Genomic DNA, 16,214 nt, shown 5'->3' with positions numbered 1-16,214 from the left:
AAACAAATAAGTTCAAGAAAAAGATAAAAACAGAAGATGAGACGGTTTCTCTTGCTCTATCCCAAAGATTAAGATTAGTAAATTTCGTAAATTTTACATATTTGCTTCACATTCAGAGCCCTCCTCCTCGATAGGCTCACCCCGCTTTGCCGGTATCGACACGGCTTCTTGGGGAGTTCCTGATATGCGTTTCTTGAAATCCGCTGCGCTCGCGGCTGCTGCACTTGCGCTTTCTTTTTCATCCACTCTGGCTGACACCTACAGACTGGCGGTGACAGACGTCGAGGGGCTGGAGCGTCTGCAGCTTGAATGGGGCCCGTTCAAGGAGGCCCTGGAAAATGCGACCGACCACACATTCGAATTTTTTCCGGTTACAAGCCGCACGGCCGCTGCTGAAGCATTGCGCGCCGAGAGGGTCGACTTCGTGGTCACCGGGCCGGCTGAATACATCGTCATCAACAAGCTGACCGACGCCACGCCGCTCATCGGACTTGGCCGTCCGGACTATTATTGCGCAATCGTTGTCCGCGCCGACAGCGGCATAACGCGCCCGGCGGATCTGAAGGGCAAGAAAGTCGCGTTCGGCGATATCGGGTCCACCTCGAACATGCTTTGCCCGATGCAGCTCATGGCTGACTACGGCATCGACCCGGTCAACGATGTCGACAAGCTGCATACGTCCCGCAACATTGCGCATGAAGCCCTGAAAAAGGGCGATATCGACGGCATGGGCACCAACCACAATTCGTGGATCCGGGTCCGCAACAAGGACGAGAGCGTCCCCAACGGCTTCTTCCGTGTGATCGCCCGCTCCGGTGACCTGCCGAACGACATGCTCATGGTAGCCTCACATGTCGACGCGGCAGCGGCCGATGGTGTTCGCACAGCGATCCTTGACAACAAGGACGTCATCATCACCGCGATCCTGCAGCATGAAGAAAACGACAAGTATGGCGGCATGGATCTGGTTGCCATCGAGGACGGCGCTTATGACCTTGTGCGGTCCATGTATTCGACCGCCGGTTTCCCGCAATACGACAAGTTCATCGGTGAATGATGGCGCAAGCCCAGCAAAAGATCGCCGGCGCGCCAGCGCCGGCGGCATTTCCCGGAGCAATCGCTGAAAACAGCCGCTGCGACCTGTCGGTCGATGGTCTTTGCAAGTCATTCGGCAAGGACAAGAAGGTCTTGCGCGGTGTCTCTTTTTCGGTACGGAGCCAGGAAGCCGTTGCGCTGATCGGCTCCAATGGAGCTGGAAAGTCGACGGCCCTTCGCTGCGCCCTGCGTCTGATCGAACCGGACGAAGGATCGATGCAGCTTTTCGGCGACGATGTCACGTCCTTGCGCCTGAGCAGGTTGCGCAAGCTCCGCGCCGAGGTCGGCTTCGTCTTTCAAAAGCACAATCTCGTGCCGCGCGTTTCGGCGCTGACCAACGTGATCCATGGCAGCCTGGGCCGTTCCGGCGGCATAAGCGGATGGTCGCAGTTGTTCGCGCCCGCTGAACTCCGCGAAAAGGCAATGGACTGTCTGGAGCGCGTCGGCCTTGCGGACAAGGCCCTGCAGCGCGCGGACCAGTTGTCCGGCGGTCAGTCGCAGCGTGTCGCCATCGCAAGGGCGCTCATGCAGGAACCGAAGATGGTCGTTGCGGATGAACCTGTTGCAAGCCTCGACCCCGTCGCAGGACACGAGGTCATGGAACTCTTCCACCAGCTCATGCGCGAACAGGGGATCACCCTGCTATTCACGTCGCACAATGTCGAACAGGCCTTGAGCTATTCCAGCCGGTTGCTTGCGATCCGGCGCGGCGAGATCGTCCTTGACGCGGCAAGCAGTACGCTTTCGCCAACCGATCTGGGCAGGCACTATGGCTGACATCGAGCTCAAGAGAGGGAGGCTGCTTCCGGGCCGCTTCGAACGCCCAGGTGCACTTCAGTTCACCGTCTACGTGGCGATTGCAGCCTTCGTCATCTGGTCGTTTCAGGGTGCGGGTTTCTCGCTGTCGGCTCTGTTTTCCGGCGGTCCGGCAATGGCCGATTTCCTGTCACGCGCCTGGCCGCCCTCCGGCGAACGGCTGCCGCAGCTGTCGCTGGCCCTGCTTGAAACCTTCCAGATGGCGCTTGCCGGAACCATCATCGGGAGCATCGTCAGCCTGCCGCTCGCCGTTCTTGCAGCCAGGGGGCTTGCGCGGCAAACGATTGTCTCAAGAGTTTTCTACACCTCGTCGCGTTTGCTGATTGCATTGTTCAGAACGGTTCCCGATCTCGTCTGGGCGCTTGTGTTCGTGATTACGGTAGGATTGGGCCCCTTCGCCGGAACCTTGGCCATCGCGGTGGACACGATCGGGTTCTGCGGACGCTTCTTTGCAGAATCCATGGAAGATGTCGAAAAGGGTCCCAGCGAGGCGTTGACGGCGGCCGGAGCCGGAAAGGTCGACACGATCTTCTGTGCGGTCGTTCCCGCTGCGATGCCGTCATTCATCACGACTTCCCTTTTCGCCCTTGAAAAGGCAACGCGTTCCTCGGTCGTTCTCGGTCTTGTCGGGGCGGGGGGCATCGGCATCGAACTCAAGGTCGCGATGGATTTCTTCGATTACCAACTCGCCATGACGATTATCCTGATGATTTTCGTCCTGGTGCTTTTTGTCGAACGGCTGGGCAGCATTGCCCGCAACAAGATACTGGAAGGATCGCCCCGATGAGCATCACGCAAACGTTGGAAAAGACCGACACCGCCCACCTTGCCTGGGACAAGCGCTGGCAAACGGAAGAGGGGCGTGCCGACTGGCTGCGGCCCGCCGACGATGTTTCTGCACTGATTGCAAAGCTGGCCGAGAAGGGCCCGGTAACAGCTCTGGACCTTGGCTGCGGCGTTGGCCGTCACGCGCTGGCCTTTGCCAGGGCCGGCTTTGACACCCACGCCATGGATCTGTCCGAGGCCGGTCTGCAGGAGCTTCAGGAAAGCGCAAGCGCGGAGGATCTCAAGATTGCGACCCATCTTGCGTCGATGACCGAATTGCCGTTCGAGGACGACAGCTTCGATTATGTTCTGTCCTTCAACGTGATTTATCACGGCGACCCGGAGATTGTCCGCACCTGCGTCTCTGAAATCGCCCGTGTTCTGAAGCCGGGCGGGCTGTATCAGGGCACGATGCTGTCCAAGCGGAACGCCAATTTCGGCATCGGCACCGAAGTCGCACCCGATACCTGGGTGCGGGAAGGCGACGACGACAAGAACCACCCCCACTACTATTGCAGCGCGGGTGAACTTGTTGACCTCTTTGGCCGGTTTGAACTGAGCTACCTGGAAGACAAGGTGCACAGCAAACCGGGGTCGTGGCACTGGCATCTGGTCGCTGAACTGAATGGATAGTGCTCATGGTCTGCGCGGCCGGACCGGATCCTGGCAGCGCGCAGGATGACGTCCTGCTACCGCGCCAGAACCTCGCGGGATTTCTCCAGGGCCAGGGCGGCCTCGTCCGTCCGGCCCATGGTTTGAAGAATGCCGCCGTAGTTTTTCCAGGTCCAGCTGGAGTGAACCTTGTCCCCCAGCCTGTCGGCAAAAAGCGCCCGCGCCTTCAGGGCATCCTGGCTGGCCTTGGCGGCATCCAGCATGATCATCATGAAGACGTCGCGCTGTGCGGCACTTCCACCGATCCGGTTGAGGCTGTAGCGCACGGGTTCCATGCGGGCAACGGCGGCGGCGAAATCGCCGTCGCGGGCTCGTTGCAGGCCGTCGGCAATCGCAAGTCCGACATCGGCGCAAATCCGCGCCTGTGTTCCGTCCAGGCCGGACCATTCCCGCAGGCCGTCCTGAAGCTGATGCGCCGCGGCCCTGTCGCCATTGGCCACCAGGGCCATGAGATAATGCAGGGAGACAAAGATCAGGTCCTTGTCGCCAAGATGCTTCTGCGCAACCGACGACAGGTCTCTCCAGCGGTCACCGACGTCAATCCCGAACATCTCAAGCCGCCAGAGCAGGGATGAACAGTTGCAGATGTCCAGATAGAAGTCGGATTCGATATCCGAGGCCACCTGCTCGTCGTAGATCTTCAGGACCAGATCGAACTCGCCGCGTTCCAGGTGGTAGAGGCATTTGTGCCAGTAAAGGTGAAAGCGGAAATTGTTGACGGTCGACCAGTCCTTCTCAAGGCCGGCGACCCAGGCGATCCCCTCTTCGTGGCGTTCCGTCATTTCCAGCACATGCGCGATCGAGTGCACCGACCAGGCGTCCTGCGGATTGCGCGCCACCGCCGCGCGTCCGTAGTCTTCTGCCTTTGCGTATTCTCCCGATTCCTCAAGGCCGAACGCATACATGCCCTGGACAAAGCCATAGTCCGGATGATCCTCGGACCAGAGCGGCAGCACGCGCGCCAGCGAGTCGCGCATCTGTCTGCCGTTGCCGGAATAAAAATGCGTGAAATGAGCCAGCCGCAGTGCCAGGCCGTCGGTCGGATGCAGGAGCAGGATGTCTTCCCAGATGCGGGTGGTCTTTTCCAGGTCCCCGTCGCACCAGGCAGAGAGGGCCGCCGCATGCAGCTTCTCGCGTCCATTTGCGCCGGTTCTGGCAAGGTGATCGTTCAGGCTGTCGGAAACCTTCACAGCGCGCGCCGAATGGTTTGAGCTGCCCATCAGTTTTGCGAAATTGCCCTTGGCGCAGAGCGCCATGGGCATGTCCGGATCGTTTTCCAGAATGCCGTTCAGGATCTCGCCGGTCTCGCGGCGAAATCCCAGGTAGGCGGAAGTGAGTTTCGAAAACTCAAGGGCGCTTTCGGGCGAACTTGCGGTGTAGCTCAGCCCATTCGCATCATCATAGCTGCTCAGTCCCATGCGGATCGGTCTCCCCATCGCCGGAACTTCGCGTGCTGTGCCTCAAGTTCCCTGGCGCGTTTGCGGTGTCTTTATTCCCAGAACGGACCCGGCGACCTGTGTCTTCAGGATCTGCGCGGTTCCGCCGCCGATCGTGAACATGCGTACATCGCGGTACATGCGTTCAAGCGGCTCCAGGTCACCATAGCCGCGTGCGCCGAACATCTGAAGAGCGTCATTCACCACCTTGATGGCATTTTCCGATGCAAAGGCCTTCGCCTGTGCAGCCTTCGTGACGTCGGGAAAACCGGTGGCGGTAAAAACCGCCGAATGGGCGGCGTCGAACAGCATCAGCCTGGAGGCGTGTACAAGGGCTTCCATGTCGGCAATCATCCACTGAAGGCCCTGGAACTCGGCCAGTGGCCGGCCGAACTGCTCCCGCGTCCTGATATAGTCTTTGGCACGATCCAGCGCTCCGGCGGCAACCCCCATTGCAATGGTGCCGGCGCCGACCCGCTGGCTGTTATAGGCTGTCATCAGGTCCTTGAAGCCCTGTTCGAACCCGGACGGTGTGCGCAGGACCATGTCGTCGGGCACTTCAAGATCCTTGAAGCTGAGTTCCGCTTCCGGCATGCCGCACAGGCCCATGGTGCGTTCCAGGCGCACGACGTCAAAGCCGTCCGGCTCGATGCCTTTTGCCGGGTCAACGTGAACGAGAAAACCGCCAATCCCGAGTTCGGTTCCGTCTTCGTCAAAGGCGCGGGCAAAAATCAGATAGAGCTTGGAAACACCGCCGCCCGTGATCCAGTGCTTGCGGCCGTTGAGGACCCAGCGGTCGCCCCGGCGGTCTGCGCGGGTGGTCATTTGTGTCGCTGCGCTGCCTGCATCCGGTTCGGTAATGCAGATGGCCGGCTTGTCACCCGCCAGAACGAGGGGCGCCGCGAATGCGCGTTGCTTATCCGTGCCATAGGCCATCACGGCGCTGATGCCGCCCATGTTGGCCTCGACCAGGACTCGCGCTGTCAGCGTACAGTGGCGCGCAGCTTCCTCGATCACTTCGGCCACCTGGAGGTAGGATGCCCCGCCACCACCAAAACGCCGCGGGATCGACATGCCCATCAGCCCTGCCTCGGAGAGCTCGGCGATGTTCTGCCAGCAATAGCTTCTCTCCCGGTCCCAACGGGCAGCGCGATCTGAAATCGCGGGCGAGAGATCGCGCATCCGGTCGAGCCATGGATTGGCCGTCCGGTCTCTGGTGAAGAAGGCGGCGTGGGTGTTCATGGCATGCCTTTCCGTGGCCGGATATTTCGGGCCCGCCACACCCGCTGTCTTGCCCCCTGGAAGACGCGGAAACAGGATAATCGTTACAAAACCAATGGAAAAGCGATAAAAACTAAGATATAAAGTTAGAAAATCTAACACTAAAGCTTCAGATGAATCTTCGCTTTCTCAAAACCGTGATCGCGGTGTCTCAGCACAGTTCGCTGAATGCAGCCGCGCGAAGCCTTGGCTTGAGCCACTCCGCGGTCAGCCTTCAGATCAAGGCGCTTGAGCAAGAACTCGAGTTTCAGATCCTGGACCGCTCCAAACGTCCTCCGGTCCTGACGGCCGAAGGCCTGGCACTGGTGGAACATGCCAGGCGCATGGACGATATCTCCAGCGACATCGAGGCCTTGGCAGACAGGCGCAGGCTGCATGGCCGGGTGACACTCGGCGCCGTTCCGTCCACCATCTCCAACATCACCGCACCGGCCTTGGCCGCCATTCATGCAGAGCATCCCGATCTCAAGGTGGAGCTCATGGTTGCTCTCTCTCAGAGGCTGATCGATCTGGTGAGCGACGGCACCGTTCACGCTGCGCTGGTGACCGACCCGAAGATGGACGACCCAAATCTGGCGCTGGCCGGGATCTGCAATGAACCCTTTCACGTCATTACCTCTCTGTCAGAGCCGCTCGAATCGCTGGAGGAACTGCTCAAGCAACGCTCTTTCATCTGGTTTGATCGCCGGAGCCGCCTGTCGCAGCAGGTCGAGGCCTATCTGCTGGCCAACGGGCTGCGTCCGAAAACGGCAATGGAGGTCGACTCCTTCGAGGCGGTCGAAGCCCTGGTGCGATACGATCTGGGTGTTTCCATTCTCCCCAAGCGCGCATTGACGGAAGTGCCCGGCGGCATCCGCAGCTGGCCGCTCGATGAAGGCGCTTTCGCGCGCCGCGTGGTACTGGCCAGCCGGCGCAACGCGCCGCGAAGCAGGCTGATCTCCAAGATCGCCGAGGCCATGCGTTTGCCCTTCGGCTGAGGGTGTCAACGTTTGCCGGCTCTGCTTGGTGCTGGTTTCGAAGCAGCCTTCAATTCGGTTGAAACTTTTCGCTTAATTTGTTCGGGCGAAAATCCTATAAGGTTCGTGTTCTACCCGAGTTTTGGCACCTTCATGAAATTCAGACCCAGTCTTGGCGGCACGGGGCAAGGCATCTTGCTCATGATCGCGACGATGTTTTTGTTCAGCGTGATGGACGCGATGGCCAAGGAGGTCGCGCACCGTACCGACACCGTCATCGCGATCTGGGCGCGCTATACCGGGCAGACGGTGGTGGTGGCCCTGCTTGCTCTGCCGCGCATGAAACATGTCCTCAAGACCCGGTATCCGGACCTCCAACTGCTGCGGTCGATCCTCCTGCTCTTGGCGACGACCTTCTTCTTTTTCGGCTTCGTGACCATCGGTCTCGCAAACGCTGCAGCCATCATGTCACTCAACCCGGTGCTCATTACCGTCGGCGCGGCGGTGATCCTTGGCGAACGCTTCGGACCCCGGCGGGCTTTCGGTGTCGGCGCGGCGCTGGTTGGCGCCCTGATCATCATCCGCCCGGGCTCGGACGTGTTTTCAAGTGCCGCGCTGCTGCCGCTCTGCGCCGCCTTTGCCTATTCCGGCTATGCACTCACGACACGCTTTGTCGGCCGCAACGAGGATGCCTGGACATCACTGCTCTATACGGCCGCCTTCGGCACGATCGTGTTCAGCGTGATCGTTCCGTTCTACTGGGTGACCCCCGATCCGACGGCAACGATGCTGATGCTGGTCATGGGCGCCGTCGGCGCGCTCGGCCATTTCTGCGTGATCCGGGCGCTCATGGTTGCCGAGGCCAGTGCGATCGCACCGTTCACCTATGTCGGACTGCTCTTCGCGATCATCTGGGGCATGGTTTTCTTTGCAGACTTCCCGGATACCTTCACCTATGTCGGTGCTGCCGTGATCGTCTCCGCCGGTGTCTATGTCTGGCACCGCGAAACGCAGCGCGCACGCATAGCGCCGTAGCGTTGAGGGGGAGGGTTGGCGCAAATTGTGACGGTCCGGGACACGGAACAGGGGATTGGCGTCAGCCCGCCCCCCTCTCGGGCGCGGAGCCTTTGGGTGGCCTGCAGGGTCACGCCTTTTTGGCAACAAGCGGAGAACCCGTAGGCGCCACGCACGGACAGGCCCGAGCGTCCAGCACGCGACAGGACGCGCTTGCCCTACGCGATCACCTCAAGTCATGACACATTGTTTTCTCCCTGAGGACGTCACGCGTATTTTGCAGATTGGCACCATCCAGGAGGTCCTTGGGAACGGAAGATATGTGGCCAGTCATGCGTGACAGGCTGTTATGAAAGTGGGCCAGCAATTGTTCGCGCTTCTTTTTCAGAGCGGATCTGCCGAAAAAGGGGAGTTCTTCAGTCTCCAGGCATTTCAACGTGGAAGCAAATCCGTTGGCGGCTTTCAGCATCTCCGCCAACGACCTGTCGATATCCCCGCCGACACCCGATTTGGTGGTATCATCCTTGATCGCGTCGTATTTCTTGAAGTTGACGGAAAACGCGGTTCCATAGCCCTGAAGAATCTCGATGTACTGATCAATCATGCTTTCAGTTAGAGCCATGACATCCGCGCCTTCTAGGTGATGGACCCATAAATGAGGCCGTAATGGTTTGAGGCGGCTTGCTTCTCATCAAGGCGCGGAAGCGCAGGAAATGTGGCTCATTTTCAAGCCTTTCGCAACGCCGAGGAGGAGCAAGCCGGTCAAATCCGAAGGACATGGAAATGGCTTCACCCCGTGGCGTCAGCGTGCTTGACCGGGCAAAAAGCCCGCTCCGCACACCCTTCCTAACGGGATTTCGCCATTTCGCATGCCATTTCAGTCTCATTTATGGGTCCATCACCTAGTCTTCAATGCTCTTCACTCCAGCCACGATCAGGATGAGCTTGGAGATAATCAGCACGAGAATGACCGGAACGTGCCAACCGAAAACGAACGTGATCCAGCTGACCAACGCGAGGCAGAAGATCACCAGTGCAATGGCCGTCGCCAGAAGAGTCCCCGCGCGAATCCACTTCTTGCCGAGCTCCTGCTTTTCCCTCACGCGCCGGTCCTTGTCCGTTTCCGGGTAAGGAACCCACGCCTCAAGTTTGGTCTTTGCCATCCTTCAGTGCGCTCTCATGTCTGAGCCTTGTGCCCTGCCTGATTTGCCCTGGCAGGTCTTTCCTGATCGCAGGAGCTGAGTGAGCTCGCCGAGCGCCTGGGAATGCGGAGTGAGAGGGATGAGGTCCGGGACCGATGCAGGGTCGGTGCACAGGGGAAGCTTGCCCATCGCTTCACCTGGCAGGCCCCATATCGGGGTCTGGCTGCACTTGGGGACACCATCATATGCTGATCTGGCATATGCTGATCTGTCGCATCACCTTGTTCGCCTGGACCATGTGCGGCCGGTCTCCTTGTTCAGCTCGCGCACCAGCTGAACGAGATTGGCTCTCTTCATTCCAAAGGCCATGAAACAACCCCTTTGCCTGATTGAAGTTGCATCAACCTAGACTTGCAATTTGGGGCGGCGTTAGTCGGCTAGCGCAACATGTTGCAGGCTGTCCACAACCGGGGGCAGGTGCACGGTCGCCGTCTCAAGACTCGGGGAACTGGTAACTTTCAGGGAGAAAACGCAATGGTGTGCGGGGCGGGCAGAGCAAATACCGAAAGGGGGGCCTGAAACGGCCGCTCACTTTTTCGTCGAAGCAGGTGCATTGCCCCGATCACCTGTCTAGTGCGGCGAATTTGAAGTTCGCATCATTGCTTTTGCAGTCTCCGGAGCGAACTTCAGATTCAGGTGACCAGGTGATGGACCCGTAAATGAGGCCATCACCTAAGGGTACGGAACTGCGGCCCTTTCGTTCAGCGCGGCAGCCAGTTGGTTCGCGAACCTTGCAGAGGCAACGGAAAGCGTTCGTCCCTTCATCTGCATCAAGGTCAGGTTGCCATACGTAACATCACTCTTGGGCAGAGGGCGGAATACGAGGCGCTCATCCCCCTGCAGATTCAGCCCGATTGGAAACTGAAAACCGACGGCTTGTTCGTGCTGAACGTAGTGGCGCATGAATTCAAAGGAATCGGCTTCGGCAATCGGTTCCAGTTTCTGGGACATCCGGCTCACGGCAAGATCCAGAAGAAAGCGGATGCCGATCCGTTTCGGAGGCACGACATGCGCGAAACTGAGACAGTCCCGGAGCCGCAGATTTCGCTTTCCGACCAGCGGGTGATCCTTTGCCATCACGGCGAATACAGGTTGCTCCACCGAGAGCAGGACATCGAAGTCACCGAGGTGCACGGGTTCGAAAACGAGAGCAAGATCACTCTGGAATGCGCGCAGGTCTTCTTCGGCGGCCTCCCTGTCGCGGACCTGGACGGAGAAGGAAACGCCCGGATGCTCTGCCCTGTAGTCCGCGATCTGGACCGGCATGAAATAGGGCTGAAGAGCCTGGGAACACGCGATGCTGACATGCCCCCGGCGCAGGCCGGACAGGTCGGCGACCTGACTGCGCACGCGTTCGAGATCCGCCATTTGACCACGGATATGCTCGATCAGGAGTTCGCCCGCCGGATTGAGACGGACACCGCCATGCAGGCGCTCGAAGATCGGAGCGCCGAATTCCTCCTCGAATCCCAGGATGCGCCGGTTGAGTGCCGATGACGTGATGTGCATGTCCTCGGCGGCCTTCCGGATTGACCCGGCCTTGTTCACTGCGTCGATCAGCTTGAGTGTCTGAAGGTGCTTCATTTTCAGAGCCTTACGAGTTGCGCTGCAAAATTTGAAGCACAAAGATGCAAAAATAGCAATAGAAGTACGCACTGGTTCCGCGCATCGTGTCGACAAGCGGGGAGGGCGTATCGCCCCTTCCTTGCAAGAGGGGATTGACATGACCAATGAAACTTCACGCCGCGGGTTCCTGAAGGGTGCCGGCGCAACTGTGCTTGGAGCGTCTGTTTTACCGTTCCTGAAAGTGCTGCCGGCAACGGCTGCCGGCAATGACGTTGTTGTGGCCGTCACCGGTCAGACCATCAACAGTCTGGACATCCATCGCACGGGAACGAACCGGCCGAGCTATCAGGTGGCCGTGAATGTCTATGACCGTCTCGTCAGTTTCGGCACCAAGACGCTCGAAGACGGCAGCCTGTCCTACGACTACTCGGTGATCGAACCGGAAATCGCGGAAAGCTGGGAGTTTGCTGACGACGGCATGGCGATCGTCTTCAAACTGCGCCCGGACGGGAAGTTCCAGGACGGATCTCCGATCACGGCGGATGACGTGAAGTGGTCATTCGACCGGGCCGTCAGTGTCGGCGGATTTCCCACCGTGCAGATGAAGGCCGGTTCGCTCGAGAAACCGGAGCAGTTCGAAGTCGTCGACGACATGACCTTCAAGATCAATCTGCTGCGCAAGTCCAAGCTGACCCTTCCCGATCTTGCCGTGCCGGTGCCCATGATCATCAACGCCAAGGTCGCGCGCGAACACGCGACGGATGACGATCCCTGGGCAATGGAATACCTGCACAAGAATCCGGCCGGGTCCGGAGCCTTCAAGGTGGCATCGTGGAAACCGGGAGAACAGCTTGTCTACGAGCGCAACGACGGCTGGACTTCCGGCCCGGTTCCTTCCGTCAAGCGGGTCGTCCTGCGTGAAGTGCCGAGCCCGGCAACGCGCCGCGCGCTGCTGGAGCGCGGCGACGTCAACATGTCGTTCAACATGCCGAACAAGGACGCCAAGGAACTGTCCGGCGGAGACGACATCACCATCGCAACGACGCCGATTGAAAATGCCATCTACTGTCTTTGCCCGAACCTTTCTTTCGAGCCGTTCAAGGACAAGAAGGTGCGCCAGGCCATTGCCTGGTCGGTCCCGTACGAAGAGGTATTCCAGACCGCCGCATACGGAAGGGGAGCACCCATGTGGGGTGGTGATGCCGCCACGCCGGCCGATATCGCCTGGCCGCAGAAATTCCCCTACTCAACCGACCTCGACAAGGGCAAGGCATTGTTGGAAGAGGCGGGATACGGCTCCGGTTTCGAAGTGCCGCTGTCCATCTCGCTCAGCCAATCCGACTGGATGGAGCCCGCAGCTCTGCTGATCCAGGAGAACCTCGCAAAGATCGGGATCAAGGCAACCATCGAAAAGATCCCCGGAGCGAACTGGCGGACGGCATCCCTGGTCGAAAAGCGCCTGCCTCTGCACCTTGAAACCTTTGGCGGATGGCTGAACTACCCCTGCTATTATTTCTTCTGGGCCTATCTCGAAGGCCATCTCTTCAACTCGTCCAATTACCGCAATGAAGAGATCGAGACGCTCACCTCCGAGACGCTGCACATGAATGTCGATGATCCGGACTATGCGCCGAAGATCAAGCGGATGATCGAGATTGCCTGGGACGAGGTGCCCCGCATTGCGCTTTGGCAACCGGCACTGAATGTGGGTACCCGCAGCCTGGATGGTTACGAGTACTGGTTCCACCGTCAGCTTGACGTTCGCGGTCTGAAGAAGGTCTGAACTTGATGGCCGGGCGCTTGTCCACAATCGGGGTCAGGATCACACACGCCATTCCCGTGATCCTGGGGGTTGTCGTGGTCAGCTTCTTGCTGACCCGCGCCCTCCCGGGTGATCCGGCTGTCTATTTCGCCGGTGCGGCCGCAGATCAGGAATCGATTGCGGAAATCAGGGCAGCGCTCGGACTGGACAAGCCTCTTTACGAGCAGTTCATTATCTACGCGGGCGACGTCGCCACCGGTGATCTCGGGAATTCCCTTTCCACCGGACAACCGGTTTTGGAAGACCTGGCAAACCGGCTTCCCGCCTCGCTCGAACTCACACTGACAGCGCTGCTTATTTCGTGCTTGATCGCAATCCCGCTTGGCGTGCTTGCAGCCACACGCCCGGGGTCGGCAGTCGATCACCTGTGCCGCGTGCTTGTCACAGCCGGGGTATCGCTGCCGACATTTTTCACCGGCGTCGTTCTGATTTACGTCTTTTACTATCTGCTCGGGATTGCGCCATCTCCTCTCGGAAGGCTTGATTTCATCTACATAGAGCCTGATCACGTGACCGGTTTCTATCTGGTCGACGCTGCGATTGCCGGGGACTGGGAAACCTGGTTGGGGGCGCTCAAGCAGCTTGTCCTGCCTGCCGTGACGCTCGCTCTTTTTACGCTTGCACCGCTCGCACGGATGACGCGGGCCGCGATGCTCAGCGCTCTTTCCTCGGATTACATCCGCACGGCGCGCGCCGCCGGTCTGACGGAAGACAAGGTACTGTTCACCTACGCATTCCGGAACGCCCTGCTTCCGGTCATCACGACACTCGGAATGGTGTTTTCCTTCACCCTCGGTGCCAACGTTCTGGTCGAGAAGGTCTTTGCCTGGCCGGGGATCGGGTCCTATGCGGTCGAGGCGTTGGTCGTGTCGGACTATGCCGCTGTCCAGGGCTTCGTTCTGGCAATGGCGCTCCTGTTCGTCGCCCTCAACCTGGTGATCGATCTCACCTATACGCTCATCGACCCGCGCATCGGATTTGAAACCAAATGAGTGATCTGGCAAGTGCACCCGGCACGGTGAAGGACACCGACAGCACGTTCGCACATATCGTCTACGTGTTACGGTCCAACCCGGTGACGCTGCTCGCCTTCGCGATGTTCGCAGTCCTGATCCTCACGGCTGTTCTGGGGCCGGCGCTGGTGCCGTACGATCCGCTGGAATCCAATGCCGCGCGTGCGCTTCAGGCGCCGTCGTTCGATCACTGGTTCGGCACCGACAATCTCGGCCGCGACGTTTTCAGCCGGGTCGTGATCGCAACGCGGCTCGATCTTGCAATCTCCGTCGCGGCGGTTGCGCTCTCCTTCGTGATCGGGTCTGTTCTCGGCAGCGTCGCGGGCTATTGCGGCGGCTGGGTCGACGCCGTGCTGAACCGTCTGTTCGACACGATCATGGCGTTTCCGCTGTTTGTTCTCGCGATGGGGATCGTGGCAGCGCTCGGCAACACCGTTGAAAACATCGTTTACGCGACCGCGGTCATCAACATTCCCTTTTATGCGCGCCTCGTCAGGGCCGAGGTCAATATCCGGCGCGATGCCGGTTTTGCGCAGGCCGCGAAGCTGGCCGGCAACTCGGATATCCGCGTTCTTGCCCTGCACATCTTCCCGAACGCGCTGCCGCCGATGATGGTGCAGGTGTCTCTCAATCTTGGCTGGGCGATCCTGAACGCGGCGGGTCTGAGCTTCATCGGGCTTGGAGTGCGTCCGCCCACGGCAGAGTGGGGGATCATGGTGGCCGAAGGTGCGAACTTTATCGTTTCCGGGGAATGGTGGCTTGCCATCTTCCCGGGCCTGGCGCTCATGTTCGCCGTGTTCACCTTCAATCTTCTGGGAGACGGGCTGCGCGACATTGTCGACCCCCGGCAACGCTCATGAGTCTCCTTTCCATAAAGGATCTGAAGGTTGCCTTCAGCACGCGCCGCGGCAGCGTCGAAGCCGTCAGGGGTGTCTCTCTTGGGGTCGACAAAGGTGAGATTCTTGGCGTCGTCGGCGAATCCGGATCGGGCAAATCCGTCACCTCCTATGCCCTGATGCGCTTGCTGGACAAGAACGGGAGTATCACCGGAGGTGCGCTCAGCTACGGCGGCATCGACCTGAAAACCGTGCGCGAGAGTGACATGCGGGATCTGCGCGGCCGTGAGATCTCGATGATCTTTCAGAACCCGCGCGCCGCGCTCAACCCGATCCGGAAGGTCGGGCACCAGATCGAAGACGTTCTTCGCCGTCATTCCAGGGCAACACGGTCCAATGCGAGGGCGGAAGCGATCAAGGCGCTCGAGGCAGTCAAGATCCGGGACGCGCAAACACGCTACGATGCCTATCCGTTCGAACTGTCCGGCGGCATGTGCCAGCGCGTCGTTATTGCTCTTGCCCTGGCCTGCGACCCGAAACTGTTGATCGCAGACGAACCGACGACGGGTCTCGACATCACGACACAGAAGGCCGTGATGGATCTCATTGCGGAACTGATATCCGAGCGCGACATGAGTGCCATGGTGATCACGCACGATCTCGGCCTTGCTGCGCAATATTGCGACCGGATCGTGGTGATGAAGGACGGCGAAGTGGTCGAAGAGGGCAGCGCGGAACGCTTGTTCACGGCGCCGCAGCATGCCTACACCCGCAAGCTCGTCGACGCGACGCCAAGGGCCGGCGCGAGCATCCGCACACTCCTGCCGAAAGAGCAAAGAACACCTGAACCGGTCCTTCCGATATCGGACGTTCCGCTGCTGGAAGTCAGGGATCTGGTCAAGACCTATCAGGGGAAATCGGGCGCGGTACACGCGGTGAAGGGTGTTTCCTTTGCCGTCATGAAAGGTCAGAGCGTTGGGCTGGTCGGTGAATCGGGCTGCGGTAAATCAACGACATCGTCGATCCTCGTGCGCCTTGCCGATCCCACATCCGGCGAAATTCTCTTTGATGGTCAGGACCTGGCAAAGGCACCCGCAAAGACCTTTGCCCGGGATCCGCGCAGAGCGAAAATCCAGATGGTCTTCCAGGATGCGACGGACAGCTTCAATCCGAGACACACGGCGCGGCATTCCATCGAGGAACCCTTGGCCCGTCTCGGTGGACTGCCGCGCCGGGACCGCAAGGAAAGGGTTGGCGAACTTGCTGATCTCGTGGGGCTGCCGAGAGCATTGCTGGACAGGTTCCCGCATCAGCTTTCAGGCGGGCAAAAGGCGCGTGTCGGTATCGCGCGGGCCATTGCGCTTGACCCTGAATTCCTCGTTCTGGACGAGCCGACAGCAGCGCTTGATGTCTCGATCCAGGCAATTGTTCTGAACCTGCTGGTCGACCTGCGGGCAAAACTTGGCATCAGCTATCTTTTTGTCAGCCATGATCTCCATGTGGTTCGGCTTCTGTGCGATCATGTCATCGTTATGCGGGATGGAGAAATCGTCGAGGAAGGGCCGACGGCAAAGGTGATGCAAAACCCGTCCCACCCCTACACGCAGGAACTGCTGGCCGCAGCGCCGGTTCCGCCTGCTGTGCAAGAACCGGCCAGTTCTGCGGCCGAATGAGAATTGA

Annotated in this window: 15 protein-coding genes; 10 read left to right on the top strand and 5 right to left on the bottom strand. The window is 59.6% G+C overall.

Annotated elements, in window-relative coordinates; translation table 11 throughout:
- The first annotated feature begins 184 nt into the window (after positions 1 to 184).
- Genes RDA78_RS27660 through RDA78_RS27645 form a run of 4 tightly spaced genes read left to right on the top strand, consistent with a single transcriptional unit; the run spans position 185 to position 3,369 of the window.
- Positions 185 to 1,057 carry a phosphate/phosphite/phosphonate ABC transporter substrate-binding protein gene (locus RDA78_RS27660; protein WP_434052958.1) on the top strand — a complete coding sequence of 291 codons (873 nt, stop codon included), beginning with the start codon at positions 185 to 187 and terminating at the stop codon, positions 1,055 to 1,057.
- Entirely contained in the window at positions 1,054 to 1,872 is an 819-nt protein-coding gene (locus RDA78_RS27655) for a phosphonate ABC transporter ATP-binding protein (RefSeq protein WP_434052957.1), read from the top strand. Before RDA78_RS27660 ends, RDA78_RS27655 begins: the two co-directional genes overlap by 4 nt.
- Positions 1,865 to 2,698 carry a phosphonate ABC transporter, permease protein PhnE gene (phnE, locus tag RDA78_RS27650; RefSeq protein ID WP_434052956.1) on the top strand — a complete coding sequence of 278 codons (834 nt, stop codon included), beginning with the start codon at positions 1,865 to 1,867 and terminating at the stop codon, positions 2,696 to 2,698. The genes RDA78_RS27655 and phnE overlap by 8 nt, the downstream gene beginning before the upstream one ends.
- Positions 2,695 to 3,369 (top strand): class I SAM-dependent methyltransferase, encoded by a 675-nt coding sequence (locus tag RDA78_RS27645; RefSeq protein WP_434052955.1) that lies wholly within the window; start codon positions 2,695 to 2,697, stop codon positions 3,367 to 3,369. Before phnE ends, RDA78_RS27645 begins: the two co-directional genes overlap by 4 nt.
- 56 nt (positions 3,370 to 3,425) lie before the next feature.
- Here the strand turns inward: RDA78_RS27645 and RDA78_RS27640 are convergent, their stop codons facing one another.
- Entirely contained in the window at positions 3,426 to 4,826 is a 1,401-nt protein-coding gene (locus tag RDA78_RS27640; RefSeq protein WP_434052954.1) for a tetratricopeptide repeat protein, read from the bottom strand.
- A 42-nt stretch (positions 4,827 to 4,868) separates the two neighbouring features.
- Positions 4,869 to 6,086, bottom strand: a complete 1,218-nt coding sequence (gene acdA, locus RDA78_RS27635; protein ID WP_434052953.1) for a 3-sulfinopropanoyl-CoA desulfinase — start codon at positions 6,084 to 6,086, stop codon at positions 4,869 to 4,871.
- A gap of 152 nt (positions 6,087 to 6,238) precedes the next feature.
- Between acdA and RDA78_RS27630 the strand changes: the two genes are divergently transcribed.
- Both RDA78_RS27630 and RDA78_RS27625 read left to right on the top strand, forming a co-directional pair.
- Complete coding sequence (locus RDA78_RS27630) at positions 6,239 to 7,102, top strand: LysR family transcriptional regulator (RefSeq protein ID WP_434052952.1); 864 nt, start codon at positions 6,239 to 6,241, stop codon at positions 7,100 to 7,102.
- 132 nt (positions 7,103 to 7,234) lie between these two features.
- Complete coding sequence (locus RDA78_RS27625; RefSeq protein ID WP_434052951.1) at positions 7,235 to 8,116, top strand: DMT family transporter; 882 nt, start codon at positions 7,235 to 7,237, stop codon at positions 8,114 to 8,116.
- A 205-nt stretch (positions 8,117 to 8,321) separates the two neighbouring features.
- Here RDA78_RS27625 and RDA78_RS27620 read toward each other — a convergent pair whose 3' ends face one another.
- The 3 genes from RDA78_RS27620 to RDA78_RS27610 form a co-directional block, all read right to left on the bottom strand.
- Positions 8,322 to 8,717 carry a hypothetical protein gene (locus RDA78_RS27620; protein WP_434052950.1) on the bottom strand — a complete coding sequence of 132 codons (396 nt, stop codon included), beginning with the start codon at positions 8,715 to 8,717 and terminating at the stop codon, positions 8,322 to 8,324.
- Between the two features lie 280 nt (positions 8,718 to 8,997).
- Positions 8,998 to 9,258 (bottom strand): hypothetical protein, encoded by a 261-nt coding sequence (locus RDA78_RS27615; protein ID WP_434052949.1) that lies wholly within the window; start codon positions 9,256 to 9,258, stop codon positions 8,998 to 9,000.
- 711 nt (positions 9,259 to 9,969) lie between these two features.
- Entirely contained in the window at positions 9,970 to 10,881 is a 912-nt protein-coding gene (locus tag RDA78_RS27610) for a LysR family transcriptional regulator (protein ID WP_434052948.1), read from the bottom strand.
- 139 nt (positions 10,882 to 11,020) lie between these two features.
- Between RDA78_RS27610 and RDA78_RS27605 the strand changes: the two genes are divergently transcribed.
- The 4 genes from RDA78_RS27605 to RDA78_RS27590 are packed head-to-tail and all read left to right on the top strand — an operon-like array spanning position 11,021 to position 16,207.
- The gene (locus RDA78_RS27605; protein WP_434052947.1) at positions 11,021 to 12,646 is read left to right on the top strand and encodes an ABC transporter substrate-binding protein; all 1,626 of its coding nucleotides are present in this window, start codon (positions 11,021 to 11,023) and stop codon (positions 12,644 to 12,646) included.
- 5 nt (positions 12,647 to 12,651) lie between these two features.
- The gene (locus RDA78_RS27600) at positions 12,652 to 13,677 is read left to right on the top strand and encodes an ABC transporter permease (protein WP_434052946.1); all 1,026 of its coding nucleotides are present in this window, start codon (positions 12,652 to 12,654) and stop codon (positions 13,675 to 13,677) included.
- A complete protein-coding gene (locus RDA78_RS27595; protein WP_434052945.1) occupies positions 13,674 to 14,558 on the top strand; it encodes an ABC transporter permease in 885 nt (294 codons plus the stop codon). The genes RDA78_RS27600 and RDA78_RS27595 overlap by 4 nt, the downstream gene beginning before the upstream one ends.
- On the top strand, positions 14,555 to 16,207 hold the full coding sequence (locus RDA78_RS27590; protein ID WP_434052944.1) for a dipeptide ABC transporter ATP-binding protein: 1,653 nt from the start codon (positions 14,555 to 14,557) through the stop codon (positions 16,205 to 16,207). The genes RDA78_RS27595 and RDA78_RS27590 overlap by 4 nt, the downstream gene beginning before the upstream one ends.
- Positions 16,208 to 16,214: the final 7 nt, after the last annotated feature.

Origin of the sequence: Roseibium sp., assembly GCF_051016195.1 — a bacterium.
In the GTDB taxonomy this organism is placed as follows: domain Bacteria; phylum Pseudomonadota; class Alphaproteobacteria; order Rhizobiales; family Stappiaceae; genus Roseibium.
This window is presented reverse-complemented; position numbering and strand designations above follow the sequence as displayed.

Bases quoted from the DNA above. Each gene is read 5' to 3' on its own strand.
- RDA78_RS27660 (WP_434052958.1), top strand. From the start codon at position 185: ATGCGTTTCTTGAAATCCGCTGCGCTCGCGGCTGCTGCACTTGCGCTT.
- RDA78_RS27655 (WP_434052957.1), top strand. From the start codon at position 1,054: ATGATGGCGCAAGCCCAGCAAAAGATCGCCGGCGCGCCAGCGCCGGCG.
- phnE (WP_434052956.1), top strand. From the start codon at position 1,865: ATGGCTGACATCGAGCTCAAGAGAGGGAGGCTGCTTCCGGGCCGCTTC.
- RDA78_RS27645 (WP_434052955.1), top strand. From the start codon at position 2,695: ATGAGCATCACGCAAACGTTGGAAAAGACCGACACCGCCCACCTTGCC.
- RDA78_RS27640 (WP_434052954.1), bottom strand. From the start codon at position 4,826: ATGGGACTGAGCAGCTATGATGATGCGAATGGGCTGAGCTACACCGCA.
- acdA (WP_434052953.1), bottom strand. From the start codon at position 6,086: ATGAACACCCACGCCGCCTTCTTCACCAGAGACCGGACGGCCAATCCA.
- RDA78_RS27630 (WP_434052952.1), top strand. From the start codon at position 6,239: ATGAATCTTCGCTTTCTCAAAACCGTGATCGCGGTGTCTCAGCACAGT.
- RDA78_RS27625 (WP_434052951.1), top strand. From the start codon at position 7,235: ATGAAATTCAGACCCAGTCTTGGCGGCACGGGGCAAGGCATCTTGCTC.
- RDA78_RS27620 (WP_434052950.1), bottom strand. From the start codon at position 8,717: ATGGCTCTAACTGAAAGCATGATTGATCAGTACATCGAGATTCTTCAG.
- RDA78_RS27615 (WP_434052949.1), bottom strand. From the start codon at position 9,258: ATGGCAAAGACCAAACTTGAGGCGTGGGTTCCTTACCCGGAAACGGAC.
- RDA78_RS27610 (WP_434052948.1), bottom strand. From the start codon at position 10,881: ATGAAGCACCTTCAGACACTCAAGCTGATCGACGCAGTGAACAAGGCC.
- RDA78_RS27605 (WP_434052947.1), top strand. From the start codon at position 11,021: ATGACCAATGAAACTTCACGCCGCGGGTTCCTGAAGGGTGCCGGCGCA.
- RDA78_RS27600 (WP_434052946.1), top strand. From the start codon at position 12,652: ATGGCCGGGCGCTTGTCCACAATCGGGGTCAGGATCACACACGCCATT.
- RDA78_RS27595 (WP_434052945.1), top strand. From the start codon at position 13,674: ATGAGTGATCTGGCAAGTGCACCCGGCACGGTGAAGGACACCGACAGC.
- RDA78_RS27590 (WP_434052944.1), top strand. From the start codon at position 14,555: ATGAGTCTCCTTTCCATAAAGGATCTGAAGGTTGCCTTCAGCACGCGC.